This is a genomic window from Tenacibaculum amylolyticum, assembly GCF_964511145.1.
Lineage (GTDB): Bacteria > Bacteroidota > Bacteroidia > Flavobacteriales > Flavobacteriaceae > Polaribacter > Polaribacter amylolyticum.
In genome coordinates, this window is the sequence record NZ_CAZEFZ010000001.1 from 1 (window position 1) to 25,455 (window position 25,455).

Genomic DNA, 25,455 nt, shown 5'->3' on the forward strand with positions numbered 1-25,455 from the left:
CGCCTTTCTTTTAAACAAAACCATATACTAAACATTAGTATGTGGTTTTTTTGTTTACAAAACTTCCATAAAAACTAAAATGCCTTCAGAATACTCTTACTAAAAGAGAATCATCACAAACTTCAAATACTTCCTTTAAAGCTTATTTAAGAAAAGAAATACTAAGTTTTATAATCTATATTCACTGAGCTTATAAAAGCGCTTAAATCGTTTAATTAAGCCACGAAAAACTTTGTTCAATAATTTATAATTGAAAGAGTTTGTAAGTTAAATAGCTTCTATACTAAAAAGATTTAATTTTAATATTTCCTCATTTATTTAGCTATAAAACAATACTTTTTATAGTGTTTTCACTTGTTTTTTAAATAAATTAAAAAAGTAAGTAATGTGAAGAGAAATAATACGTCAAAGAGACATAGATGCAGGAATAAATAATTTAAAGTGTCGGGTAAAGTAACTTTTTAAAAATTAATACTATAACCGATGACTTTGAATAATTAATTTTACTGTAAAATTAATATCTGTTTGAAAAACTATACAAAATATTGGTTTCTGGAAGGGTTCAATCTATTTAAAAAGTTAGGTGCTCTTACTATGATGAGAATTTGTGAAATTCTTGAAATGGATACCATTGATAAAGGAGAAAAAATTGAATTAGAAAATAGTAATGAAAAGAAAATTTTTTTCTTAAAAAAAGGAACAATTAAAATAGTAAACACAGAAACTAATACTGTAAAATATATTGTTAAACGGGGTAATATTTTTGGTGAATTAGCTTTATATGAGCAAGGAAAGAATTTAGAAGCAGCATACGCACTAGAAGATAGTATTGTATGTTACATAGAGGCTAATCAAATGGAGGAGTTAATGCAAAAGCATAAATCTCTTAAAAATGGAATCTTAAAAATCTATGGACTTAGAATTAAGAAATTAGAACGACGTTTAAATGATTTGTTATATAAAGACAGTACTACTCGTATAAAAGAATTTGTATTTGATTATATATCAGAATTAGGAGAAGAAATCGAGGGAGATATCCTACAAGCCAAAAACCTATTATCGCACGCTGAAATAGCAAATTTAACCAATACTTCAAGACAAACAGTGAACAATGTGATGAGTAATCTACGAAAACAGGGAATTATTAATTACGACACACAATATATTTCTACTAATAAGAAAGCATTAGTTGAAAACATGGTTTAATAATTTGTAGATAAAGCTGATTAAAAAATAATAAACATAAAATTTTATAAACCTTAAAAATCATATCATGACGAAACAATTAGCAAACAAAATGAAACATCATTGTGATACTGCGCCAGCAAAATACGATGATCTGAAAGTACTTTTCTTAAATTGTACGTTAAACAGAACACCTGTATTATCACATACTGAAGGTTTAATAAAGGTGTCTCAACGAATTTTTGAAGCTAACGGAGCAACAACTAAAATTATACGCCCAGTAGATTATGTAATACCAGCAGGTTTAGGATTAGATATGTCTAAAACACCAGAATGGGATAGAGACGATTGGCCACAAATTCAAAAGGAAATAGATGCCTGTGATATTCTTATTTTATGTACATCAGTTTGGTTAGGAGAAAAATCATCTGTATGTAATAGAGTTTTAGAACGTATGTATGGATATACACATAACTTTAACGAAAAAGGACAATATAGAGACTATGGTAAAGTTGGAGCTACGCTAATTACTGGAAATGAAGATGGTGTAAAACACTGTGCAATGAACATCTTATTCTCATTATCGCACATTGGATATACAGTACCACCACAAGCAGATGCTGGATGGATGGGAGAAGCTGGTCCAGGTCCGTCATACATGGATGAAGGTTCTGGAGGTCCAGAAAATGATTTTACAAACAGAAACACAACTTTCCTTACTTGGAATACACTACACTTGGCAAGAATGTTAAAAGATCAAGGTGGAATTCCAGCACACGGAAACCAGCCAGACGAATGGGAAGCAGGTTGTAAAGCAGGTTTCGATAGCCCTGAACACAAAAGATAAAAAGAAATTACACTTCATATTTTATCAGTTTGAAATATGAAGTGTTCTAAAATCTTTACGTTGTAGAACTTATAAGACAAAATACTTTCCTTTTTAAACTAACAATTTTCTAAAATGATGTATTTATTTACTTCATAAACGAAAAAAAGACTACACAAGAAATTAAAAAACTAATAAGTTTTTAAAGGTCAAAATCTTGATAAGAGACATAATTTAAGTGGTCGAAAAAGACTGCGAATTCTTTAGAAAATCAATAGCAATATATAGCTAACACAAGCATGCATAACTGGTATTTACCTATAACAATAGTACCCGGTATAGGATTACTCATTCTATCTACATCTAATCTAATGCTCACTTTAAGTAATGAAATACATGGACTTATGATGAGTACAACTGTAAAAACATCAATTGTTGATCGAAAATTGTTACAGTTAAAAACATTAAATAGAACCATGATTTTTTTCTATTTATCAATAGCCTGTTTAGCAGTTTCTGGATTAATAGGAGGTTTAGAACTTCATGCTAAAATAGCTTCATATACCAGCATACTTGGAATTTTATTTATGCTCACAGGAATTTGTTTTCTAATAGGATATTCTTACAAAGCAGTAAGTATACGACAAGATCAATTTAAAAAATCAGACAACACATAATTCAGATACCTACACACATGAAAAAACTAACAAAATGGTATAAAGTACTCGATAATAAGGCAGCCTTGCCAGAAGGAAGAGTACAAACAGTAACAGCAGGTCATCATGGAATTTGTTTAACACATTATGAAGGTAAATTTTCAGCGTTAGACAATAGATGTCCACATCAAGGAGGTCCTTTAGGAGAAGGATCTATAGAAAATGGAAAGTTACGTTGCCCTTGGCACGGTTGGGATTTTGATCCATGTACAGGAATGCCTCCAGGAGGGTATGATGATGGTGTACAAACATTTGAGGTAAAAGAAGAAGGAGATGCTATTTATGTAGGAGTACCAGAAGAAGAAGCTCATCACGATACGATTTCAGATGTAATGATACAAACTGCAGTAAACTGGGGTTTAAAAGCTGTATTTGGAATGGTAGGACATTCAAACCTTGGAGTTGCAGATGCTTTTATGCGTGAGGAAGAAAAAGGAAACCTACGCTTTTTCGGAATTAGACACGAAGGAGCAGCAGCTTTTGCAGCATCTGCTTATGGTAAGTTAACAGGAAAGCCAGCAGCATGTTTTGGAATTGCAGGACCAGGATCTACGAATATGTTTACAGGAATGTGGGATGCTAAAGTAGATAGAGTTCCGTTGTTAGCCTTTTCTGGTCAAGTAAATACACAAGTAATGGGAACAGGAGCTTTTCAGGAAGTAGACTTAGTAAAAGCGTTCCAAGCCGTTGCAGATTTTAACCATGCCGTATATCATAATTCTAAGCATAGTGAATTAATGAGTTTGGCTATTAAGAGTGCTTTGTTAAACAAGAGTGTTTCACATATTACATTTCCAGATGAAGTTGCTTTTTCACCAAAACCAGAAAATGAAGAAGCTCAAACACCAGAAGGACGAATTACGCCAATGAATATTTCTCCACCAAAACAAATGGTAGCGAAAGCGGTAGAAATGATTAAAGCATCTAAAAAGCCAGCGATTATTGTAGGAAATGGAGCACGTTTTCAAATGGATGCAATTATTGCATATGCAGAAAAATTAAAATGTCCTGTAATAACAACCTTTAAAGGAAAAGGATTGATTTCTGATGCACATGAACTAGGTTGTGGTGTATTAGGTAGAAGTGGAACACCTATTGCATCTTGGTTTATGAATGAAAGTGATTTGTTAATTGTATTTGGAGCATCGTTCTCTAATCATACAGGAATTACACCTAAGAAACCAATTATTCAAGTAGATTACGACCCTACAGCATTAAGTAAGTTCCATAAAATTGATGCGGCTTTATGGGGAGAAATTTCCGAAACATTAGCTTTAATAGAAGAGCAAACTGAAGGAGCTATAGATACAGTAGATCGTAGAGAAGAAATTGCTAAAAGGTGGGCTATTTGGAAAGAAGAAAAAGCAAGTAGGTTAGAAGACGAAAGTGAAATTGGATTGAGTTCTATTGCTGTTTTTGATGCGATGAATCAAGTAGTTCCAGAAAATGCAGTAATTGCAGTAGATGTAGGAAATAACACCTATTCTTTTGGACGTTATTTCGAACCAAAACATCAATCAATCTTAATGTCAGGATATTTAGGGTCTATAGGGTTTTCTTTACCTGCAGCTATGGGAGCATGGGCTGCGCAAGGACATGAAAGACCAATATGGTCTGTTTCTGGAGATGGAGGATTTGGTCAGTATTTAGGAGAAATGATGACTTTAGTAAAGTACAATATGAACATCAAACACGTACTTTTAAATAATTCAGAATTAGGAAAAATATCTAAAGAACAAAGAGCAGCAGAATTAGATGTATGGGAAACCAATTTACACAATGTAAGCTTTGCTAAATATGCTGAAAATTGCGGCGCTTTAGGAATTAGAGTAACGAAGAGAGAAGAATTAATTCCAGCATTAGAAAAGTTAAAAGCACACGAAGGACCAGCTTTATTAGAAATTATAACAGACGCAACACTTATATAATTAGAATTTATACATGAAATTGAATTTAAAAGACGGGATTGCTGCCAAAGGGTATGATGTTGTTTCTTTCTTTAATGGTAAACCCAAAAAAGGACACAAAGAATATACAGCAGAGTATAGTGGAGGGAAGTTTCTTTTTTCATCATTAGAAAATAAAGAATTATTTGAAGCAAATCCTGAAAAATATGCGCCTCAATACGGTGGCTTTTGCGCCATTGCAATGTCAGAAGACAAAGAAGTAGATCCTAACCCTAAAAGTTGGGAAGTACGAGACGGAAGATTATACTTTTTCACACGATTGCTTTTCGGAATTATAGATGCAAAACGTCAGTGGGTAAAAGCACCTACTACAAAAAGAGCACTAGCCGATAAAGCATGGGAGAGGAGGAATACATAAAACTAGTGAAGTAGTATTTAAAAATGGCCTTTCGGTAATCTAAAATATTAGAGATAAACCGAAAGGTTTTTTTTAACCAAGGGACTTCAGTCCCTTGTAAAACCTAATATCTTTTCTCAAAGTAGATGTTAATTCCTTTCTTTATTGATGTTTTCAGACTCTTGATATCTTTTTTGAGCCTTACGTAATTTGCGCTGAATTTGATTTCTTAATTTTTCAGGTTTTAAAATTTCAATCGTATCACCATATCCTAGGATTAAGCGTTCCAATTCAAAATTCATTTTTACAAAAATATTGAAGATAACACCATCTTCTGTTCGTTTAATTAAACGTTGCGATTTATGAAAAGGTTTGGTAATCACATAAGGAGCATGTTGCTTTTCAATCCAAAATTGTATACGTTGTGCTCTAGTGTTAGCAACGGTAGCACCTACAACATCTTTATAAAATTCATCTCCATCAATTTCATAATCTATATATAATACTTCCTCAACAATACTAACAGCACTCATACGATCTAATGCCAATGTAATATCCTTTCCTTTTACATAAGCCAATAAAAACCAACGATTATTATATTCCTTTATCAATTGCGGATGTACAATCATATCAGAAGCTTGACGTGCTTTAAAAGATTGATAAGTAATCTTAATTGCTTTTTTCTTTTGTATAGCATTGTATAATGGATCAATAAAATGCAATCCTTTTAACTGTTCATTTTTATCTAGATGAATAATTGCACGATTGTTTTTTTGAGAAGAGTATACCGAATCTTCTAAACGTTGTAGCACACCATCCATTTCTTTAAACAGCGAAAAGTCTTTAAACTGACGTAGTACTTGAATGGCATCATTCATAACTTTTACATCATTCTCTGTAACAGGAATATTCATAATAGAATAACCTTCTTCAGCATATCGATAATATTTTCGTTGGTATACTTCAATAGGTGCATTATAACCTAACTTATCACTACGCATCATTTGAATATCCAACTGTACAGTACGTTTACTTACATAAACATCTTTTCCTTCGTACTCATACAAAGCATCAGAACAAGCATCTATTAAATCATCTAAAGTCCAGCGTCGCATCGTATTTCGCAAGCATTGGTCGATGGTTTTATAACGGATTAAAGCATTTTTATTTGAAGCCATTTATAATTGATTTAATTCTTCTACCAAATTCTTTTTCGCAGCTTTTTCATAAAGGTTAATAAAAACTTCGGTTTTATAAATAAATGGTTTATCTATAAAATGTTGTAAAACTTTTTTCCTTCCTTTATAGTAAAGAAAATCAGGAACAAGTTTATATTCTGTACGAATTAGTGTTGCATATTGTTGGTAAACTGCTGTTGATTGACCAAGAATAGCCAAATCAAAATCGATTAAAAATTGCGTGTCAGAAAAATTACTTTCATGTGTTTTGGTAGCAATAATCTGTTCATTAATAATATTGAGTTCTGATCTTGATATAATAGTCGCTAAACTTTGTAAAGCAACTTTAGCACTTTTTTCTTCATTATCTTTTTTCCAAATATTATAGATAATATCATGATAGAAAATAGAAAAAGCGACAAGGTTAGGTTGCGATAGCTCGCCTATATAAGTATCGTAATAACCAAACAATTCCTTTAAATGTTGAAGGTTGTGGTAAGTTCTATGCTTTTCAGTGTATCTTACATACAGCTGTTCCCATAAACGAGAAATTACATCAGAATCTGTTGTATAAAGCCTAATTAAATTTTTAAAACGATTTTCTAAAGTCAATTTTTTTAAGGTAAATGATTGCTTTACAAAAATAAAAACTAATTTTACATCGACTACATAAGTCATTCGTTCTTTATTTTTTATCAAACAATAGTCTTTGAATTAATATTAAATACTAATGATTATGAATTGGAAAATTCAAAAGCTATTGAATGGAGAAACAATTATCTCTAAAGAACCAGGGAACTCTATGTTACCTATTTTAAAATCAAAACAACCCGTTGTTTTAAAGCCAGTAAAGTGGCAAGATTGCGAAGCTGGAGATATTGTTTTTTGTAAAGTAAGAGGAAATTGCTTTACACATTTGGTAAAAGGCAAAAATGAAAAACGAGGATTACTAATAGGTAATAATCGTGGACATCTGAATGGATGGACGAAAAATGTGTATGGTAAAGTCATAGAAATTTTACCAATTAAGTAGTGCTAATAAGCACTTTTTTTGTTTATAGACTTCTCTTTCTAAGAAAATAAGCCAATTTTTTAAAAATAATTTTTGTTACGCAAAAAGATTGCGTAATAAAACTAAATATTTGTACCATGATTAAGAAAAAACGTCGTTTGAGTGGGAAAAAGCTATGAACAGAAAAAGAACTAATTAAAAATTATGATTATTCGTAATATATAATAAGTAACAAACGTCAACCTGAATTTGTTTAAGGTTCTCATCCCAAATTATTATTTAATAAGATTATGAGATTCCGAAATACTGAAACAAGTTCAGCACAAGTAAATTCGGAATGACGTTAAAAACTTAATTATGATTTGATACGGATATTCAATTAAAAATTAAAGAAAATGAAAATCAACGGAAAAATGTTAATCGAAATCGGTTTTAAATCTGGGAAGTGGTTTCCTGAAGCTATGGAATATGTAAACTCAAGAGATTTAAGTAAAACAGAAGTTTTGGAATATTTGGAGCAATTTAGACCGGCTCCAGAAATTCCATTGCTAGAAAATGCAGCAAAATTCAGTATAAATATTAAAGCTGAAAATGAATTGGAAGAAGTGAATGTGAATTCAGTAGTTACTTCTATGAAAGTATTAATGAAAACACCAACATTAGTAAATGGAGCTGTAATGCCAGATGCTTGTCCAACAGGAGGGAAAGGAACAATTCCAGTAGGAGGAGTGGCAGTGGCAAAGAATGCAATTCACCCTGGAATGCATAGCGCGGATATTTGTTGTTCTGTAATGTTAACCGATTTTGGAAAAGCAGACCCAAAAGAAGTGTTAGATGCAGCACATAGCATTACACATTTTGGGTATGGAGGAAGGTCAAGAGAAAATCAGTTTAGATTCCCAATGGACTTACTAGAAGAAATAGAAGGAAATGAATTCTTAAATGACCAAAAAAGTATTGCTGCGGCGAGAAGTCATTTAGGAACACAAGGAGATGGAAACCATTTTTTATTTGTAGGGAAATCTAAAGCAACAGGAAATACCATGTTGGTCACACATCATGGAAGTAGAGGATTTGGTGCAAATTTGTATACAAAAGGAATGAAAGTAGCAGAACGATTCAGAAAAGAATTATCGCCAGAAACCTTAAAACATAATGCATGGATTCCTTATGAAACAGAAGAAGGAAAAACATACTGGGAAGCTTTACAAATAATAAGAAAGTGGACAAAAAAGAACCATGAAGTATTACACGATGCGACCTTAGAAAAGTTAGGAATAGAGAAAGAAAACAGATTTTGGAACGAACATAATTTTGTGTTTAAAGATGGGGATTTGTTCTATCATGCAAAAGGAGCAACGCCGTTAGATCCTAAGTTTATGCCAGATATTACAGGGCCTCGATTAATTCCTTTAAATATGAGTGAACCTGTATTAATTGTAAAAGGAAAAACCACTGAGACTAATTTAGGATTTGCACCACACGGAGCAGGAAGAAATATTAGTAGAACACAACATAGAAAAAGTAAAATAGGAACGTTTGAAGAAATTTTTGAAGCAGAAACTAAAGGTTTAGATGTACGATTCTTCTCTAATGAAATTGATATTACAGAATTACCATCGGCATATAAAAATGCGGAAACTGTTAGAAATCAAATGGAAGAATTTGGTTTAGGAGAAGTTATTGACGAAGTACTACCATACGGATGTATTATGGCAGGAGACTGGCAAAAAAATGCACCTTGGAGAATTCGTAAAAGGCAAGATAAAAAGAGAAATAGAAAGTAGTTTACAATAAACCTCACAGGTTTTTAAAATCCGTGAGGTTTAAAAAAGAATATGGAAGAAATAGGATTTACGAGTAGGTTAGATGAAATGTTATTAGAATTTGATGTTGCTGGAGGCTGTATGGAGTTCAAAGCTTTTAAGATTGATGAAAATACGGATTTAACGCACCAAGAAATTCATTCAGAAGTAGCGCTTTGTACAGTAGAAAATGATTTGTTAAATGAAGAGAATAAAAAAGAATTTATTGAATCAGGAAGAAAAGTTTCATTAAATGATTTTTTTGGTAATCTGGTTGATATTGAAAAAAAACAAATTATTTTAAGAGGTAAAAACAATAAATGGAATAAATTTTATAAACATGATATACATGAAGAAGTATCTGTAACATATACAAATGGAGGTTTAGGATATGCATTTTTCCATACACCTTATACACTTAGGTTTAGAGATACAGTAAAAGAAGAAGGTGATTTTTTCTTTGAGTTTTTTTCTGAATTATTAGGGAACTTTAATTTTTTAGAGATTTATGAATGGAGTACAGCTTTTTCAAGCTATTTTGATTTAGGAAAAGAATGGTGGGGAGAATTTTATTGGACAGTATATTCCTATGAGAAAAATCAATTTATAGGAATAATTGCTTCTACCACAGATTAAAAATGAAAAAGAATGAATCAAGAAATTAAGCAAAAAGCATACGAACTTTTAATAAATAAAATAGATGTAAACACTTTTGAAGGGGTTATTTACGGATTAGTAGATGATAAAATAATTGATAGTAAGTCTTTATTATTCGATTTAATAAGTATCAATTACAAATCAGAAAGCTTTAAGGAAAATCTAAAGAAATTAGTTCTTAATTCGTATTCAGAAGAAGAATTACTAAGTCTAAAAATTTATGAAAACTGTTTAGAATTTCTTAAGAAGAATGGAGAACAGGAAACATTTTACTTCTTACAGTTTTTCGCCAGTTTGTATGTTGATAATTCTTATGAGTTGGATATAATTTATCAATTTTATTTTTTAAATACGAGATACGATGCTATAGAAAATGGTTATAGTCTCATGAAAAAAGATATAATTATTAGAAAAACGCAAGAACATTGTGAGAAAGTACTGAATTGGTTTGAGATAAATAGAGAAAAGGAAGATTGGGATACGTTTTTATATGAATTCATAAAAGATAATGTTTTAGAAGAAGAAACTAAAGTATACGCTAGAAATAACCAAATAGAGTTTTACGAGAAAGAACCAGTTAGTTTATTTACAGCTACATTAAATATCATAAAAGGAATTTTAGGAATACGATAAACTAAACAAATGCCTAAAAACAGAGGAAAAGAAGGATCAGACGATAAGTTATTTGGACAAGTATTTATGCAACGAAAAATGAAAGAAGCTGTTGCTGATATGTCCTTTTTATTAGAAAGAGGATATGGAGAAGCATCGTCATGTGAGTTGGTAGGACATCGATACAAACTAAACAAACGTCAACAGCAAGCTATAAAAGGAATGGCTGCAGGAAGAACAGCAGTCGCTAACCGAAAAGCCAAACAATTAACAAAGGAAAAACTAAAAGGAAAAGAAATAATTATAGATGGATTCAATCTGATTATTTTGTTAGAAAGTATGTTGTCCCAAGCTTATTTATTTGAAGGAAAAGATGGAGCCTTTCGAGATTTATCCTCTTTACACGGAACCTATAAAAGTGTGAATCAAACAGAAGAAGCCATACAAATGGTAGGAAGTTTCTTAACAATGCAAGAAGTAAGCAAAGTAATTTGGGTATTTGATAAACCAGTTTCTAATAGTGGACGAATGAAAACAAAACTACTAGAATTTGCAGCAATACATAATTACAATTGGGAAGTACTTTTAGAAAACAATCCAGATAAACTCATAGCAAATAGCACAGCGGTAGCAATTACCTCAGATGCTTGGATTCTCGACAGAGTAAACACATGGTTTAACTTTATAGCAGCAGTCATACCTCATGATTACAAATATTTAGTGACTTGTTAATGTATTCGTTAAAGAAGATTTATGAAATTTATCTGTTGCGTCTTGGCTTTTGTTTCTTTGTGTCAAGACAAAGAAAGAGAGTTTAATTTTTTTATAAAAGTGATTAATTATAGTGTTCCCTGATTATAATAGAAGGAAGAGATAAGATTCTATAGAGATTGAGTTGTGTCGAAATCGAAATGAAAACACGATCTCACTATGTATAGTTATCAAGAAAAATTACAGGTTAAAAAATGAAACAAGAAAAAATATACCACCAACTCCAACAATTACAGCAGCACTATCGAAAAGAAAATAGATCCCATTATTTAATAGCATGTAAAGACGAACATTTACAAAAAGCAGCTAAAAATTTGCATGGTTACTTTACAGAAAAACACTTTTTAAAAACACTGGAACTACCAGCATTCGAAGAAGAACAAGAAATAGACCGACCAGAAGCTTTCATGAAATTTCAATGTTTAGTACAAAATAATACAAATAATGTTATCACAGCAATTGAAAAAACAACTATAAGCGATTTCTTAATCATATTAGGACAACGAGTTACTCCAGCAACAGTAAGAAGCATAGAGGCATTACCACCATTGCATACAAACGTATTTAAAGCAAGCTTTGTAGCGCATAATACACAAATAAGTAAAGCGGTGAGAGCCTTTGAAAAACATGCAGAACGTAGTACACAAAGTTTCTGGGGAACTGTCAAAGGAAATCCAAAACAAAAAGAAACACATGTACAACAATTAATAATCCAATTACTAGAAAACACCACCTGGTGGAATGTATTTTACCATTATAAACACGAATTCATTTACGAAGTACGAATTGCCTCAGGACATGGCGCACGTTGGAAAAAAAGTAATTTAGAATTTATAGGATTTGTAGAGCCTTTTATAGGTTAAAAAACAAAATAAATCTTTATAGAAATGAATAATAATATTTTAATATTGGAAAAATTATTAGGAATAAAAATATTATATAAAAGAATGAAAAAAATATTAATACTCATTTGTTTTACAATTATTAAAATAGGCTATACACAAGAAATTATAAAGTGTAATAAAAAATTGAGTTTTTTATACCAAACTGAAAACGATTTTCATTCTTATATAAAAATACAAGGGGAAATAAAAGAAACAGAGAATAAACGTGTATTTACTCTTAATGATTTTCCTATTCAAACCCTATTAATTAATAAGAATACCATTCCAACAAAAGGAAAAAAAGATTTAGAAATATTAGCTACTTATATTGTAAATGAAGTAGAATATTTAAGTGGAGTGTATAAAGAAAAATTACAACTAAAGTTAGAGCCAGTTGAATTAAAAGATGGGAAAAAGGCAGTATTATAGTCTTTTGATTTGCCAGAGGGTTTTAAAAAGAAACTTCAATCAGCAGTAAAAGTAGACAAACAAGTATTCATTTCTAGAATAACAGAAAACTTTATCTATTCTATAGCCTCATCTCAGTTTTCAAACCAAGAATTCGGGAAGGTAAAAGATGTTTTAATGAAACTAATAAAAAATATTGAGTATGGAAAAGTTAAGAAAGTAGCAGAAGAACTGTGTAAATAACAATAATTTAAAATCAATCTAATAGGCAAAATCAAATTAAAATACCATATTTGCCCTGGAAATATTAATACAATAAAACAAAATAGAACCTATGCTAAAGCAATTTAAAGACATTATGGACGCTCAAAAGCGATTTCTATGCTCTTACAAATAGGTTATTGTAGTATAAAATCAAAAGAAAGCGTCCAAAAACTAAAATTTGGACGCTTTTTTTATGAAAAATTTTCAAGCCATTGAAAAAAGAGTTGCAAGTACTACATGACTCAAAACCAATAGGTTAATAATCTGAAGAAATTCGGACAGGAATTTCTTATCTCTAGATTTATTTAAACCACTGAAAATCAGGAAAATAATTCTTAAAAATATTTGCACAGTACAAAAAAGGCTTACATATTTGCACCGGCAATTTTATACAAAACATTGTTAGCGTATAAAAAGCAAAACAAAAGATTCGTTTTAATTACTTTATTATAATAACTAGGGGAGTCTGGTTACCATAAAAGAAAAGAAGCAATTAAAACATAACATTTAAAAACGAAGTAAAACATGTTCGATTTAAGAATAAACATCAGTGTAACAAAAGGGCAAGGCTCTTTAGCACATTCGCTTCGTGACTTCATATATAAATAGAAAAAAGTTAGTTTATTATATGAAAAGTCCGAAGCCAACACAAAGTTTCGGATTTTTAATACTACACAATTCCGTTTAGTTTATTTACCATTTCCGAAACAAACAAAGTAACGTTTAATAGGAGAACAATTGAAACCAGAACATAAAAAGTCGAAAAGGCTTAAAGAAGTTCGTGGTATCTGGAAAAGACAACGTCAAATTTGGGAACAAAAGAAAAGTTTAGGTTATATAAAACTTAAAAAACCGATTCGACATGGTTGGTTTAAAGAGATTGTTATAACTCAAAATGTAGATCGATACAAGAACAAAGAACACATTCTTGAATTATACGATGTTATAGAAAAGAAATTTTGGGGAAGAACTAAAGATGAAGCTGATAAACAATGGTTTCGTCAAATTTCAAAATATCAGATCTATAAAAATTTTCCAACAATAAGTAAACGTCAATTTAACCGATTAAGTTACAAAGCACAAAAAATGTGCACAGTGTATTCGTACAGAACTAGGGATAAAAAACTTAGAAAAAGATTTTATGTACGAATTCCTAAAAATGCATATCGTATAAAATATACAAGAGCTTATGTAACACACTCAAAGAGAATTGATCCAGTTTTAGAAAGTGAAGATGCTTTACTAGATAATAAATTATTAAAAGAAGGATACTACGAAGCAAATATAAAACTCTGTGGTTGGAATAGTAATAAAGACTATTGGACTACATTTGATTTTAAAAAAGATAAACTTAAAGCGAAAAAACAATTAAAAGCTTTAAAAAAATATTCGATAGAAGAAGTTCTAAATGGGAAAGTAACATGGGAAAGAAATTAAAAGGAAAAGACCTAATTAATTTAGGATTTCCAAAAAACAATAGCATAAACATCGCCTTAGGGCAAATTAACCGATACAGAAAAAAGGAAAAGAAAGATCGCATTTTAGAAGAAGCAAAAGACGTACTGCTTCATCCAGAAAAATATCAAGGAAATGCGATTTGGGGGAAAGTTGCAGAAGGTTTAACCAAACCAGTAGAAATTAAAATGCATCAATTACGGAACACAAGAGCTCCGTTTTCAATATACGGAGAAAACGAAATTGATGAACAAGCAAAGTATCAATTATACGACGCTTTAAAATTACCAATAGCGGTGCAAGGCGCATTAATGCCAGATGCACACTCGGGATACGGTTTGCCCATAGGAGGTGTTTTAGCAACAGAAAATGCTGTAATTCCATACGGAGTAGGAGTAGATATTGGTTGTAGAATGGCGCTAAGTATTTATCCAATGAAAGCATCCTATATAAAAGGGAAGCAACATCAAATGGAAAATATTTTGAAAGAACATACCAAGTTTGGAATGTATGAAACACATGATAAAAAACAAGATCATGAAATATTTAGCAGAAGTGAATTTCAAGACATACCATTGGTAAAAAGATTGAAAACCAAAGCCTATAATCAATTAGGAACCTCAGGAGGAGGTAATCATTTTGTAGAATTTGGAATTGTAACCATTACCGATGATAACAATGAATTTCAATTACCTGTCGGAGAATATGTTGGGCTATTATCACACAGTGGATCGAGAGGATTGGGAGCCAATATTGCAAAACACTATACGTATTTGGCAAGTAAACAATGCCCGTTACCAAAAAACGTACAACATTTAGCATGGCTAGATTTAGATACGCACGACGGACAAGAATATTGGATGGCAATGAATTTAGCAGGAGATTATGCAAAAGCATGTCACGATAATATTCATAAACGAATTACGAAGTTGTTAGGTGTAAAGGCAGTAGCAATGATTGAAAACCATCACAATTTTGCTTGGAAAGAACAAGTAAATGGAGTTGAAAGAATTGTACATAGAAAAGGAGCAACACCAGCTAGTAAAGGAACATTAGGAATTATTCCGGGATCTATGACAGCACCAGGATACATTGTTCGAGGCTTAGGAAACGAAGAAAGTTTACAATCGGCATCGCACGGAGCAGGAAGAAAACATTCGAGAAGAAAGTGTAAAGAAAAATTTACAAAAAGTGATATCAAGCATCAATTAAATATGAACGATGTAAGCTTGATTGGAGGAGGTGTAGACGAAGCACCAATGGCTTATAAAAACATTAAAAAAGTAATGGCCAACCAACAAGAATTGGTAGACGTTGTAGGAACATTTACACCAAAAATCGTTCGCATGGATAGGTAAACCTTGGAGACTGAGCCTGTCGAAGTTGAACAATTATCAACAATAACTCGTCAGTTCGAGTAATTTTTTTCTGGCGATTGAGCTCCGTCGAAATCAAAAGAAAACCATCATCACGATGAATGCAATAAAGTGAAATGATAAACAACATAAAAAAATAATGAGTTTCAACTCATTGTATTAAAAAACTATGAAAACAACACATAACATAAAAAGGTACGGAGAACTATGGCCTAGTTACCGAGTAACATTAGGACTAAAAATATTAAAAAAACTAAAACAATGGGTTATTGTATCTGGAGGATGGGCATGGCACTTTATGTCAGAAATGAACCATAAAGAATTTAAACATGCACACGATCATAAAGACATAGACATTTTTGTGAATCCGAAAAATGTAGGAGTAGTAATGCAAACGCTTTTAGACGAAGGCTTTGAAAAAGTGTGGACACGCTACGATCATATGCCAAGCAACGAAAACTTTAGAAGGTATGAAAAAATAGAATGGTTACCAACAGGAAAACAAGTACGAGTAACCATCGATTTTTTCGAATCAAATACTGTAGAAAGTATCCAAGTAAATGGTTGGAATGTAGTAAAACCAGAAATGCTATTAAGCTTTTATAACAACATTCATTCAAGTGATGCATGTTGGGCCGTAAAAGCAGTAACTAAACTATTAAAAACAGGAGAAAATCCAGTAGGTAATCCATTGTTGTCAAAAATACCATAGCAGCTTTTTATTGTCACTTCGAGTGAAAATATTCAGAATAAAATGATGAATAGTTTTGTATAGAGAAGTAAAAATATAGTTCTCGATAAAATATCTCGAACTGACAGCTGCAAAAAATAACATGGAAATAAAAACAATTCAATTTACCGCAGGTCGTGGCCCTGTAGAATGTAGTTGGGTAGTTGCCAAAATATTAAAAATGTTCATTAACAAAGTAGTAGAAAATAAGTTGAAGTATACTATTATCCATAAAGAAAATGGAAATGAAAACGGAACAGTACAATCTGTTACCATCCAATTAAAAGGAAAACAACTCGACTTATTTTTAAAAGAATGGATAGGCACCATCCAATGGATTGGAACATCTACATTCAGAAAACACCACAAACGAAAAAACTGGTTTATCGGTTGTTTTGAATTAGAGAAAAAAACAAAAGAAATTATACATGAAAAAGACATCGAGTTTCAAGCAATTCGGAGTTCAGGCCCAGGAGGACAACATGTAAATAAAGTGAGCTCGGCAGTAAGAGCAAAACATGTACCTAGTGGAATTCAAGTATTAGTTTCAGAAAGTAGATCGCAACATCAAAATAAAAAAATAGCAATACAGCGATTAAAAGAGCAAGTAACAACTCATCATTTGAAACAATTAGAAGAAACAGTACAACAAGAATGGGAAAATCATTTGAATTTAAAAAGAGGAAATCCAGTACAAATATTTACTGGAACCAATTTTAAAATTCAAAAACAGAAAAAGAAGAATTATAAAAGAAAAAGAGGTCAATTAAAAAATGAGCTAAGAAAAGAATTAGAATAAACATGGTCATCATTGAAGGTGTTCCCTGAGCTAGGTCGAAGGGAGCACTCGAAATGACGGTTATTAAGAATTAAAAAAATGAAAACACTATCGAATAATTACATATTTAAAGCATTAGATGCGTTTCCGTATGATTTAGAAGAAACCATAGAAGCGTTGACCTATGCATTGGCATACGATGAAAAAAATACAACCGCTTTATGTTTAATGGGACGTGTATACGCTGAGTCTTTAAAAGATTATGAAAAAGCTAAGGAATATTTTACAGAAGTTTTAGCAGAAGACATTCATGCATTTCAAGTGTATCCACATTATATAAAAGTTTTGTTATGGAATGAAGATCTAAAAGAAGCTGAAAAATTAATTGATTTTGCTTTAACAATAAAAGGATCAGACAAGGCAGTTTTATATGTAGGAAAAGCTCAATTATTAGAACAAAAACAAGAATATAAAAAAGCTTTGACAGTATTAAAACAAGCTAGAATTCATACCTGTAATAGTAATTATCTGTATGTAATAGATGAAGAAAAAGCACGTATAAAAAGCAAATTGCCTAAGAAAAAGAAAGAAAAAGAAAGAAAAAGGTAAAAAAGAAAAGAAAAAGAAAAAATAATTCCAACTACGCAAAAAGAATGCGTAATAGGATTGAATATTTGCAGTGTAATTATGAAAAAGAGGAAGAAAAAAGCTTGAAAAAGCGAAAGTAGAAAAAGAAAAAGCCTCATCATAATAATTGGATTATGATGAGGCAAATTAAAAAAGTTCATTAAAATAGTTCGGTAGCTCAGTTGGATAGAGCGATAGACTCCATTATACTATTCGCTATGAAAAAGGCAAAAATAGTTCCTATATTTTTATCTATAGGTCGCAGGTTCGAGTCCTGTCCGAACTACAAATTACTGACAAAGGAAGTTCCTATATATTGACTCGAAAACAATACTTCCCGTCAGAATAGAAAGACACAAGAGGGTTCCTTTTTTATTTGATAGACAAAGCTTCTAAATATTACTCTCCGTCTTTTCTTTAGGTAAAAGGTGTTCCTATTTATTATAAATACATCTCATTTATAAACACTATGAAAATTGAAAACGTTAAAATTATTTAATGCAGTAATTGCAAAAGAAGCATATAAATCTGAACCATTAATCTTAGATAATGGAGTGATAATTGAGAAAGAGGCTCTTTGGGCAAAAGATTTAATTATTGATTACTATGAGAAAGAAAAGTTATCAGGAAATGAATTAAATAAAACTTTCCATAAGTCTTGGAAAAAAATTAAGAGGTTGACTCGCCATGATTTATTGCTAGAACAGATAAAACATTACCTCTCTACGTATGGTAGTGATTTTAAGAGTGAAATCTATATACCTAATGAAATAACAGAAGTACCTGATGTCAAATTAACTTATAAAGTTGTTAAAGCTTATACTAAACAAGAATTAATTAAGAAATGTTTGTCTTTGTTACAATCAGGAATTGCATTAAAAGAGGAAACAATAGATGATGTCTTATCTATTTTGACGGATCATTTAGGTTATGAATTCACAGGGAAAGAGAATATTAAAAATAAAGAAGCAATCGTTAAAATTGCAGAGCTGTATCAAGTTTATCCTGAGAATGTTGTAGAGTTTTTTAGATATACCATTTATAGAACTACTAACTCGACTTTATTAATTAAGAATGATGAATTAATTGAAGAGATTAAAAATAGTAAATACAATCCATCAGCTGCGTTTAATAAATTTGGTTTAGAAAAGTTAGCAGAAATATTTAATAGGTTTAAACCTTTGTTTTTAGCTTATAAAACTAAAGCTCCTAAAACTATTAATAGAATAAGTAAATTATCTAAGAAGTTTCACAAACCTCTTGTAACAAATCCATTGAATGAAGTAACATTTTCTTTATTAACAGAAAATGATATCCATTGGTTAGATAATGCAACCCCTTTTGCCTTATTTAAGGCATTAAGTGCTTGTTATAGTAGAAAAAATGGACAAGATACTTTTTTGTACAGGGTTAGAAATGGAAAATCTTGGGTTAAGCCTGGTTATTTTTCATATGCAAGTGAAATGAATTTTAATTTTATTCTAGCATATTTAAAAAACAGACTTGATTTTACAGATAAGAAATTGTTTTTGCCTGAGGATATTGAATATGCATTACCTACCTCGGAAAAAATGTTTGTTGGTAATATTCCTACAGGTACACGATTCTATGGTGATAAACTAGCTGTAGGTATTTATTGGGAAGATTCTTGGGGAGCAAGAGATTTGGATCTATCTGGGGTAAATATTGGAGGTAAAGTAGGATGGAATGCTAGTTATAATCAAAATAAAGGTAGTTTAATGTATTCGGGTGATATTACATCAGCTCCCTTTGGTGCTGTTGAATACTTGTATGCAAATAATGGATTAAACGCTCCTACCTTGGTAAATTTAAATGTTTTCTCAGGATCTGCCAGTTGTGACTTCAAAATAATAATCGGTAAAGGAGATAAAATCACCAAAGATTATATGATGAATCCAAATAACCTATTTGCAGAGGTAAAATGTACATCAGTTCAAAAACAATCTATAATTGGAATGTTATTGCCTGGTGAAAAAGAACAATCTTTTGTTTTATTAAATTTTGGAGCCGGTCATGCAAATGTATCTGGAACAGCTGAAGTTTCTAACTTGGCTACAAAAGCATTATATCAACAATGGAACAATGCATTATCATTTAGAACTATTGTAAACTTATTAGGTGCTGAGTTAGTTAATAAAATAGAAGAATCAACACACAATTTTTCTTTAGAAACATTAGAAAAAGATAGCTTTATTAAGCTTTTTAATTAAAACAGAAATGAATAAGAATAAAATTATAGTAATAGATATAGAAGCAACCTGTTGGAATGGGAAGATTCCATCAGATCAAGTAAGTGAGATCATAGAATTTGGTATTAGTGTTTTACATACTGATACAGGAGCAATAACCTAAAATCAAGGGATTTTGGTACAACCAGAACGATCTAAAGTAAGTCCGTTTTGTACAGAACTTACAACCATTACTCAAGAACAATTAAATACAGAAGGAATTTCTTTTGAAGAAGCTTGTACCAAATTAAGAGAAGAATATAACGCTAAAGAGTATGCTTGGGCGAGTTATGGAGCCTACGATTTAAAAATGATTAAGAATCAATGCAAAATTAGAGGAGTAGAATACCCATTATCGCAAGAACACATTAATGTAAAAGAATTGTTCTCAAAAGTAAAAGGAATTTCTAAACGAGTAGGAATGAAAGGAGCTTTACATATGCTGAATATTCCTTTAGAAGGAACACATCACAGAGGTGTAGACGATGCAAAAAACATTGCAAAGGTATTAGATTGGTGTTTACGTAATAAAGCGTAACTATTTTATTTAATTGTGTAGGTAATTCGTAAGGTAGGTGTATTGTCTAAAAAACCAGAAGAGATGTTTAAGTTGCTTTTTGTATCATAAGGTTTGGTAAATAAATAACTCATTCCGGTACCAATAATTGCTCCAGCAATTACGTCCCAAATATCATGTTTGTTAGCTTCTATACGAGAATAACCAACATATCCAGCTAAAACATAGGCAGGAGCACCATATTTCCAACCGTAACGTTTTTGAATAAAAGCCGCACTAGCAAAAGAAATAGAGGTATGTCCAGACGGAAAACTATTCAAGCTTTCACCATTTGGACGCTCTTTTTCAATTAATAGTTTTAAGCCCCAAGTTATTGCAACGGTACTAACAAACGATTTTGAAAACTGAAGTGTTCCTTTTTGGCCATCTTTCCAAATAAATGTTGATCCTAAAGCCAACGCAGGAAGTAAGCCAACAAGAACATCACCAGATGTTTTGTGAAAATTCTCAGAAGGAGTCAATGTTTGTTGCGAAAAAACTGCTTGATTATTAAAAGCAAGCAATCCCAAAAAGAGTACTATTATGAATGTATTTTTCATTGTTTAGTTTAGGGCTGAATTTCAGTAATATAATAAAATACTTTAAAATGAAAAAGATTTCTTATAGATAGTAGTGTTTATTGCAATCTTGTTTGAATAAGTTCCTGTGACTTCGAGTGAAATTATTTGTAATAAAGTGGGAAATAATTTTTCACTTCGATATTACTAAGTAAACTTATTGAGAAGTGTTTGACTAATTTTCAATAAAATCTTATTCCGTTAGTATTTAGTAAAATTACTTGAACTGACAGAAAAATATACATGTCTATAAGCTTAGGATTAAAATTAAGTAAAACACAATAGAAATTAGCAAAAGGGGAGCTATTTATATAAATCCAGATTTAGGAAATCCTGATGTTGAACCTTGTCTTTAAGAATTATGCTATATAGATTCTAATATGGTACTTCTCGCTTGTTGTAAACATATTAGTATGAATGCAAATAATATGTAAAAAGCTAATTCTAAAAAAAGAATTAGCTTTTTACATTTGTATTTTTAAATTAGATAGAAAACTAGTTTCGAACTATTATTTATAAGTAGCTTTTTTAATCGTATTTATTTTCTAGGTTTTTCCATCTATTCCACATTATATTTTCACTTGAAGGATGCAGAATATTTTTATTGATATCTAAATCTATATTAAGACTACTATCATCAGGACTAGGAGTTTTTACAGAATTTTTTGTTTTTTTAAATTTTGTGAACTCTTTATTTAATATATTTTCGATTCCTAAAAATTGATATTGATTAGGGAAATCTTTGAGAATATCGGAAACAGTTTCATTATTATTAAATCGTTCCCATATTTTTATTGAATTTGGCTTGTTTTCAGGTAAGTTTAAAAGATTTTTCAATTTTTTATTAATAAGATCAATATGATATTCATACTGAATGATTTTATTAATCATTAAATGCGCTTCCTTATACCATGGAAACTTAATTTTTACCCTAAATCCATTCTCATAAACAATAACTAATCCTTCTTTGTTTTCACTATTTAAACTAACTAATTCATCAAAACTTTTTAAATTAGAAACTTCTTGTGTCCACTCTTTTGCTATAGGAAAACCAATATCTTCTAGAGGATGGTCTTTACCTGTTTTGTTATCTAAAACTCCTAAAAGAATAAGCTTTTCTTCTTGCCCATAATCAATTAATACTTTCGATTCAGGGTATATAGCTTCAAAAATATAAGTTCTATCTTTTTTAAGTTTATCAAAAGTATGTGAATATTTTTGATGTAGTATTTCTGTAGCCTTTTGTGCCTTTAAGCTAGTAAAAGACCGCTGTGTTGCTAAGTAAGGTGTATCATCTATCCAGTAAAGAACGGCTAAAGATCCATCTAATTTTTCATATACTTTATAAGGTAAATTAGGCAATTTTGCTAATTGTCCATCACTTAGTTGAACAGTACTTGGAGAAGTATATTTTATAAACGTAAAAAACTTTTCAAAAGATCTAGCTTTAATTTCTCCCTTACTATTTGTTATTAACCCTCTCATCTGCCTAGTAACTGGGTTCCACCTCAGGTTTTTTGAAGCTAAAGGGCCAGTTGAATATCCATATATTTGTAAATCAGCATTAGGATGCTTTTCTAAAGTGAAGTATCCTTCCTTTACGTATTTTTGAAACTCAGTAATATCTATACTTTCTCTATTTTTCATTATTTATTATTTATTAAATATTCTATTATAAGATTTCTGATTAAATGACTAAAAAAAATTACACTAAAATCTTTTGTTTTTATATATATGATATACGATATCATAAAAAATAAAAAAAATTCCAAGAGAACAATTATATTTTCAAATCTATGTATTAATGTGAAAAATAAGATTACTAATAGTGCAGCCCATATAGGAAAACTTCCAATGATTATTAAGGAAAAGAACATAGGGAGTAATCTAAATAATACCTCTTCTATGAAAACTCCATTTACTTGTTTTTTAAAATAAGATAAATTCGTTTTTCTGTAATAATTTATAATAGAGGTAGGTTTTACTATTTTTAGAAATTTCTCTTTATCCAATAGGAAATATAGAGAAATAAAATAAAAGTAAGTAACAGTAATAGAAGAGAAAAGAATTATTAATTTCTCATAAATATTTTTAGTGTATACTAACTGTAGTGTTACTATTAATAATAGTAAAAAAACTGAAATTTTAAAAGAACTTTTGTTTTTTAAAAAATCCAGATATTTTAATATAAAAGCTTTAGTCTTTGAAAAAAAAATCATTTGTTTATTAATTATCTGGACCTTCTTTTATTTTTAGGGGTTATTATTTTTATACCAATAAGATGTTCAAGGTTTTTTGTTGTAAAAAGTTGAAAATAAATAAGGTCGAAGTTTTTCCTAGATTTTAAATAATATGTTGCTTTTACATCAATTCTATTAATATTTTCTTTATAATTAGCTGAAGCACCAGTGAAAATTATTTTACCATTTTTGTTTATTTCACTTTTAGTTTTTTTCAAAGTATTTATAAAGCGTTTATTAGCTCCACATATTTTAGTTAAAAAGTCATTATTATTTGAACTTAAATAATTAATTACTTCTGAAGCATATTCTATGGCTTTTTTGTTAGAATGGTAAAAATTAAAATATCTGTTTTTAGCTAAAAGAGAATTTTGATCTTTTGTCCAAATATCATTTAATCGAGAAAATTGAAGTTTCTCCATTTTGGGGTCAATGATGATTCTCTTTAAGTTAAGTTTACTTCTCTTAAAAACAGTGTGTCTATCTGAGAAAAACAATGTCTCTGTTTTTTTGTTATTTAAAGTATCCTTTATTTCAATATTTATTGATGTAGGAGTTTTTGTAATTCCATAAATCATTATACTATCTTTATCTTCTTCAATAAAGTACTCTGGTAAGCTTCTTTTAGTAATTAATGATGTAGTAGTATTATTTTTTTTAAGGAAATGATTTAAATCATTAATATTTACAAATATTTTAGACAAGTTCTTAGAGTAAAAAATAGAGAGTTCTTCATATAAGTCTTTTTCACTATTGTGCTGAATACTATTTAAGAGTATGGGAATAAAGTTATAAGAATATTTTATTTTGCTATCACGGGTAACTTTAAAAAGAGGATCGATATTTTTTATTCCTTCACTTATATAGTTTTTTACATGCCTTAAATCGTTAACATATTCTTTTTCTCCTTTGAATTTTAAAAATTCAAGAGCCATAAATTCAGCAATTCCTTCTGTAAATACTCTTTCTTTGAATTGAAGACCTCCCACACCCCACCATAAATGAGCAACCTCATGAGCTAATAATCTTTTTTCTAGTTTATGTTTTTTAGATAACATTTTCTCATTAAGAAGAATTACGTTATCTAATGTTTTACCTAGTAGGTCTTTATTTTTAAAAGGAATAAAGATTATTTTAATTTTTTTATTTTTCTTTCCATATTTTTTTGCATAGTAATTATAAATTTCATCTATATAATTAACTATAACGTCTGTTTTCTCAATGTTATTTTTGTTTTCCAACCAATATACATCCCAATCTTTTACCTTTTGAGTTTGAAAATTTCCTGAAATTATTGGAGGAGGGTATAAATAACTCTCTTGTAAATCATTTTGAGTTGGGTATATTAGATTGTTAAAGTTTTTAAATTTTAAATTAAAGATCTTTTTCTTTAGAAAATTCTGCTTATTAGACAATAGATAGTTTATTGTCGTCATAAAAAAAACTCTATTTTTAAAATAAGCATTTGATCTTTTAGGTAAGTTTATTAAATACTTAAATTTATCTTGTTTGGGTTTATACTCTGTAAGATAATTAGAATTTATAGTTGTTCCCCCAATTAAGTCAGCTTCATCTTTGTGTATTAATATTTTACTATCTGTGACTAAAGTGTCCTTTTCTAAAGATAAGTTTTTTATATCCTCGTTTATAAATAAATTTCCAAAGGAATCAATCTCTATAGTAGCATCTATTGTATTTTGTGCTGAAGAGCAACTAACTGCTAAGAAAGAGTATATAATAAAAAGTAAAAAGCGACTTTTCTTTATCATTATATTATAAGTTAAAAATATCCCTAAAGAAATTCTTTAGGGATATGAATTAATAATCGTTGAAGTTAGATATTAATAATGAGTTGGAGCTCTAAAGAACTCCCCTTTAATGTCAGCCTCTATGTTATGATCGCTAAAATCAAAAGGGTCAGATTTCCACTCTTCATCACCTGCATTATCTTCTGCACCATCATTCATACCTGCATGATAAGCATCGCTATAGTCACAATCAGGATCACTTTCATTTCCATTATAGCCATCCATATAACCATCATAGTAATCTTGGTCGCGATCATCCACTTGACCATCACCATTAAAATCATCATCATGACCACCAACACCATTACCATTTATGTCCGTAGGACATCCTTTAACTAATTCAAGATTTTTTAAACTTATTCTTTCTAGCTTAAAATTTAATTTTTTCATATAATTTATAATTTTTTGATTAAGTTGACGAAGATAACAAAATATG

The 25,455-nt window shown here is 30.2% G+C and carries 28 protein-coding genes and 1 tRNA gene; 22 read left to right on the top strand and 7 right to left on the bottom strand.

Going from position 1 to position 25,455, the window contains the following annotated elements; genetic code table 11:
• Positions 1-525 precede the first annotated feature (525 nt).
• From ACKTTC_RS00005 to ACKTTC_RS00025, 5 genes are all read left to right on the top strand, one after another.
• Positions 526-1,206, top strand: a complete 681-nt coding sequence (locus ACKTTC_RS00005; RefSeq protein ID WP_408037200.1) for a Crp/Fnr family transcriptional regulator — start codon at positions 526-528, stop codon at positions 1,204-1,206.
• A 67-nt stretch (positions 1,207-1,273) separates the two neighbouring features.
• Positions 1,274-2,032 (top strand): flavodoxin family protein, encoded by a 759-nt coding sequence (locus tag ACKTTC_RS00010; protein WP_408037201.1) that lies wholly within the window; start codon positions 1,274-1,276, stop codon positions 2,030-2,032.
• Between the two features lie 278 nt (positions 2,033-2,310).
• Positions 2,311-2,688 (top strand): hypothetical protein, encoded by a 378-nt coding sequence (locus ACKTTC_RS00015; protein WP_408037202.1) that lies wholly within the window; start codon positions 2,311-2,313, stop codon positions 2,686-2,688.
• 17 nt (positions 2,689-2,705) lie between these two features.
• On the top strand, positions 2,706-4,655 hold the full coding sequence (locus tag ACKTTC_RS00020; RefSeq protein WP_408037204.1) for a thiamine pyrophosphate-dependent enzyme: 1,950 nt from the start codon (positions 2,706-2,708) through the stop codon (positions 4,653-4,655).
• Positions 4,656-4,668: 13 nt separating this feature from the next.
• Positions 4,669-5,052, top strand: a complete 384-nt coding sequence (locus ACKTTC_RS00025) for a YHS domain-containing (seleno)protein (RefSeq protein WP_408037205.1) — start codon at positions 4,669-4,671, stop codon at positions 5,050-5,052.
• Positions 5,053-5,180: 128 nt separating this feature from the next.
• Here the strand turns inward: ACKTTC_RS00025 and ACKTTC_RS00030 are convergent, their stop codons facing one another.
• Together ACKTTC_RS00030 and ACKTTC_RS00035 are read right to left on the bottom strand one after the other, a co-directional pair.
• Positions 5,181-6,209, bottom strand: a complete 1,029-nt coding sequence (locus ACKTTC_RS00030; RefSeq protein ID WP_408037206.1) for a helix-turn-helix transcriptional regulator — start codon at positions 6,207-6,209, stop codon at positions 5,181-5,183.
• Positions 6,210-6,908 carry an HD domain-containing protein gene (locus ACKTTC_RS00035; protein ID WP_408037207.1) on the bottom strand — a complete coding sequence of 233 codons (699 nt, stop codon included), beginning with the start codon at positions 6,906-6,908 and terminating at the stop codon, positions 6,210-6,212.
• 37 nt (positions 6,909-6,945) lie between these two features.
• On the opposite strand from ACKTTC_RS00035, the gene ACKTTC_RS00040 reads away from it, so the two are divergent.
• The 17 genes from ACKTTC_RS00040 (at position 6,946) to ACKTTC_RS00120 (ending at position 20,375) form a co-directional block, all read left to right on the top strand.
• The gene (locus ACKTTC_RS00040; RefSeq protein WP_408037208.1) at positions 6,946-7,242 is read left to right on the top strand and encodes a hypothetical protein; all 297 of its coding nucleotides are present in this window, start codon (positions 6,946-6,948) and stop codon (positions 7,240-7,242) included.
• 374 nt (positions 7,243-7,616) lie between these two features.
• On the top strand, positions 7,617-9,008 hold the full coding sequence (locus ACKTTC_RS00045; protein WP_408037209.1) for an RtcB family protein: 1,392 nt from the start codon (positions 7,617-7,619) through the stop codon (positions 9,006-9,008).
• 51 nt (positions 9,009-9,059) lie between these two features.
• The gene (locus tag ACKTTC_RS00050; protein ID WP_408037210.1) at positions 9,060-9,662 is read left to right on the top strand and encodes a hypothetical protein; all 603 of its coding nucleotides are present in this window, start codon (positions 9,060-9,062) and stop codon (positions 9,660-9,662) included.
• A gap of 12 nt (positions 9,663-9,674) precedes the next feature.
• On the top strand, positions 9,675-10,316 hold the full coding sequence (locus ACKTTC_RS00055; RefSeq protein ID WP_408037211.1) for a hypothetical protein: 642 nt from the start codon (positions 9,675-9,677) through the stop codon (positions 10,314-10,316).
• Between the two features lie 9 nt (positions 10,317-10,325).
• Positions 10,326-11,027 carry a DUF434 domain-containing protein gene (locus ACKTTC_RS00060; protein ID WP_408037212.1) on the top strand — a complete coding sequence of 234 codons (702 nt, stop codon included), beginning with the start codon at positions 10,326-10,328 and terminating at the stop codon, positions 11,025-11,027.
• A 233-nt stretch (positions 11,028-11,260) separates the two neighbouring features.
• Positions 11,261-11,929, top strand: coding sequence for a hypothetical protein (locus tag ACKTTC_RS00065; RefSeq protein ID WP_408037213.1), 669 nt, complete (start codon positions 11,261-11,263; stop codon positions 11,927-11,929).
• Positions 11,930-12,013: 84 nt separating this feature from the next.
• Positions 12,014-12,379, top strand: coding sequence for a hypothetical protein (locus tag ACKTTC_RS00070; protein WP_408037214.1), 366 nt, complete (start codon positions 12,014-12,016; stop codon positions 12,377-12,379).
• Positions 12,380-12,388: 9 nt separating this feature from the next.
• Positions 12,389-12,601, top strand: a complete 213-nt coding sequence (locus tag ACKTTC_RS00075) for a hypothetical protein (RefSeq protein ID WP_408037215.1) — start codon at positions 12,389-12,391, stop codon at positions 12,599-12,601.
• 759 nt (positions 12,602-13,360) lie between these two features.
• Positions 13,361-14,059: a hypothetical protein gene (locus ACKTTC_RS00080; protein ID WP_408037216.1), complete on the top strand. Its 699-nt coding sequence runs from the start codon at positions 13,361-13,363 to the stop codon at positions 14,057-14,059.
• Entirely contained in the window at positions 14,044-15,435 is a 1,392-nt protein-coding gene (locus ACKTTC_RS00085; protein ID WP_408037217.1) for an RtcB family protein, read from the top strand. The genes ACKTTC_RS00080 and ACKTTC_RS00085 overlap by 16 nt, the downstream gene beginning before the upstream one ends.
• 187 nt (positions 15,436-15,622) lie before the next feature.
• Positions 15,623-16,165 carry a hypothetical protein gene (locus ACKTTC_RS00090; protein ID WP_408037218.1) on the top strand — a complete coding sequence of 181 codons (543 nt, stop codon included), beginning with the start codon at positions 15,623-15,625 and terminating at the stop codon, positions 16,163-16,165.
• A 121-nt stretch (positions 16,166-16,286) separates the two neighbouring features.
• On the top strand, positions 16,287-16,982 hold the full coding sequence (gene prfH / locus ACKTTC_RS00095) for a peptide chain release factor H (RefSeq protein ID WP_408037219.1): 696 nt from the start codon (positions 16,287-16,289) through the stop codon (positions 16,980-16,982).
• A gap of 78 nt (positions 16,983-17,060) precedes the next feature.
• Positions 17,061-17,570, top strand: coding sequence for a tetratricopeptide repeat protein (locus ACKTTC_RS00100; RefSeq protein ID WP_408037220.1), 510 nt, complete (start codon positions 17,061-17,063; stop codon positions 17,568-17,570).
• A 185-nt stretch (positions 17,571-17,755) separates the two neighbouring features.
• Positions 17,756-17,874 (top strand) — tRNA-OTHER (locus ACKTTC_RS00105).
• Positions 17,875-18,064: 190 nt separating this feature from the next.
• Positions 18,065-19,819 (top strand): hypothetical protein, encoded by a 1,755-nt coding sequence (locus tag ACKTTC_RS00110; protein ID WP_408037221.1) that lies wholly within the window; start codon positions 18,065-18,067, stop codon positions 19,817-19,819.
• A 7-nt stretch (positions 19,820-19,826) separates the two neighbouring features.
• Entirely contained in the window at positions 19,827-19,961 is a 135-nt protein-coding gene (locus ACKTTC_RS00115; RefSeq protein ID WP_408037222.1) for a hypothetical protein, read from the top strand.
• Between the two features lie 12 nt (positions 19,962-19,973).
• Positions 19,974-20,375, top strand: coding sequence for an exonuclease domain-containing protein (locus tag ACKTTC_RS00120; RefSeq protein ID WP_408037223.1), 402 nt, complete (start codon positions 19,974-19,976; stop codon positions 20,373-20,375).
• 5 nt (positions 20,376-20,380) lie between these two features.
• Here the strand turns inward: ACKTTC_RS00120 and ACKTTC_RS00125 are convergent, their stop codons facing one another.
• The 5 genes from ACKTTC_RS00125 to ACKTTC_RS00145 all read right to left on the bottom strand — a co-directional run bounded on the left by ACKTTC_RS00125 (position 20,381) and on the right by ACKTTC_RS00145 (position 25,409).
• Positions 20,381-20,953 (bottom strand): phosphatase PAP2 family protein, encoded by a 573-nt coding sequence (locus ACKTTC_RS00125; RefSeq protein ID WP_408037224.1) that lies wholly within the window; start codon positions 20,951-20,953, stop codon positions 20,381-20,383.
• A 546-nt stretch (positions 20,954-21,499) separates the two neighbouring features.
• Entirely contained in the window at positions 21,500-22,618 is a 1,119-nt protein-coding gene (locus ACKTTC_RS00130) for an RNA ligase (protein ID WP_408037225.1), read from the bottom strand.
• Positions 22,618-23,190: a CPBP family glutamic-type intramembrane protease gene (locus ACKTTC_RS00135; RefSeq protein WP_408037226.1), complete on the bottom strand. Its 573-nt coding sequence runs from the start codon at positions 23,188-23,190 to the stop codon at positions 22,618-22,620. Before ACKTTC_RS00135 ends, ACKTTC_RS00130 begins: the two co-directional genes overlap by 1 nt.
• A gap of 11 nt (positions 23,191-23,201) precedes the next feature.
• The gene (locus ACKTTC_RS00140; RefSeq protein WP_408037227.1) at positions 23,202-24,980 is read right to left on the bottom strand and encodes a hypothetical protein; all 1,779 of its coding nucleotides are present in this window, start codon (positions 24,978-24,980) and stop codon (positions 23,202-23,204) included.
• Between the two features lie 72 nt (positions 24,981-25,052).
• A complete protein-coding gene (locus ACKTTC_RS00145) occupies positions 25,053-25,409 on the bottom strand; it encodes a hypothetical protein (protein WP_408037228.1) in 357 nt (118 codons plus the stop codon).
• Between the last annotated feature and the right edge of the window lie 46 nt (positions 25,410-25,455).

Bases quoted from the DNA above. Each gene is read 5' to 3' on its own strand.
- ACKTTC_RS00040 (WP_408037208.1), top strand. From the start codon at position 6,946: ATGAATTGGAAAATTCAAAAGCTATTGAATGGAGAAACAATTATCTCT.
- ACKTTC_RS00010 (WP_408037201.1), top strand. From the start codon at position 1,274: ATGACGAAACAATTAGCAAACAAAATGAAACATCATTGTGATACTGCG.
- ACKTTC_RS00135 (WP_408037226.1), bottom strand. From the start codon at position 23,190: ATGATTTTTTTTTCAAAGACTAAAGCTTTTATATTAAAATATCTGGAT.
- ACKTTC_RS00055 (WP_408037211.1), top strand. From the start codon at position 9,675: ATGAATCAAGAAATTAAGCAAAAAGCATACGAACTTTTAATAAATAAA.
- ACKTTC_RS00020 (WP_408037204.1), top strand. From the start codon at position 2,706: ATGAAAAAACTAACAAAATGGTATAAAGTACTCGATAATAAGGCAGCC.
- ACKTTC_RS00140 (WP_408037227.1), bottom strand. From the start codon at position 24,980: ATGATAAAGAAAAGTCGCTTTTTACTTTTTATTATATACTCTTTCTTA.
- ACKTTC_RS00070 (WP_408037214.1), top strand. From the start codon at position 12,014: ATGAAAAAAATATTAATACTCATTTGTTTTACAATTATTAAAATAGGC.
- ACKTTC_RS00045 (WP_408037209.1), top strand. From the start codon at position 7,617: ATGAAAATCAACGGAAAAATGTTAATCGAAATCGGTTTTAAATCTGGG.
- ACKTTC_RS00115 (WP_408037222.1), top strand. From the start codon at position 19,827: ATGAATAAGAATAAAATTATAGTAATAGATATAGAAGCAACCTGTTGG.
- ACKTTC_RS00065 (WP_408037213.1), top strand. From the start codon at position 11,261: ATGAAACAAGAAAAAATATACCACCAACTCCAACAATTACAGCAGCAC.
- ACKTTC_RS00145 (WP_408037228.1), bottom strand. From the start codon at position 25,409: ATGAAAAAATTAAATTTTAAGCTAGAAAGAATAAGTTTAAAAAATCTT.
- ACKTTC_RS00085 (WP_408037217.1), top strand. From the start codon at position 14,044: ATGGGAAAGAAATTAAAAGGAAAAGACCTAATTAATTTAGGATTTCCA.
- ACKTTC_RS00050 (WP_408037210.1), top strand. From the start codon at position 9,060: ATGGAAGAAATAGGATTTACGAGTAGGTTAGATGAAATGTTATTAGAA.
- ACKTTC_RS00030 (WP_408037206.1), bottom strand. From the start codon at position 6,209: ATGGCTTCAAATAAAAATGCTTTAATCCGTTATAAAACCATCGACCAA.
- ACKTTC_RS00015 (WP_408037202.1), top strand. From the start codon at position 2,311: ATGCATAACTGGTATTTACCTATAACAATAGTACCCGGTATAGGATTA.
- ACKTTC_RS00130 (WP_408037225.1), bottom strand. From the start codon at position 22,618: ATGAAAAATAGAGAAAGTATAGATATTACTGAGTTTCAAAAATACGTA.
- ACKTTC_RS00125 (WP_408037224.1), bottom strand. From the start codon at position 20,953: ATGAAAAATACATTCATAATAGTACTCTTTTTGGGATTGCTTGCTTTT.
- ACKTTC_RS00100 (WP_408037220.1), top strand. From the start codon at position 17,061: ATGAAAACACTATCGAATAATTACATATTTAAAGCATTAGATGCGTTT.
- ACKTTC_RS00060 (WP_408037212.1), top strand. From the start codon at position 10,326: ATGCCTAAAAACAGAGGAAAAGAAGGATCAGACGATAAGTTATTTGGA.
- ACKTTC_RS00090 (WP_408037218.1), top strand. From the start codon at position 15,623: ATGAAAACAACACATAACATAAAAAGGTACGGAGAACTATGGCCTAGT.
- prfH (WP_408037219.1), top strand. From the start codon at position 16,287: ATGGAAATAAAAACAATTCAATTTACCGCAGGTCGTGGCCCTGTAGAA.
- ACKTTC_RS00025 (WP_408037205.1), top strand. From the start codon at position 4,669: ATGAAATTGAATTTAAAAGACGGGATTGCTGCCAAAGGGTATGATGTT.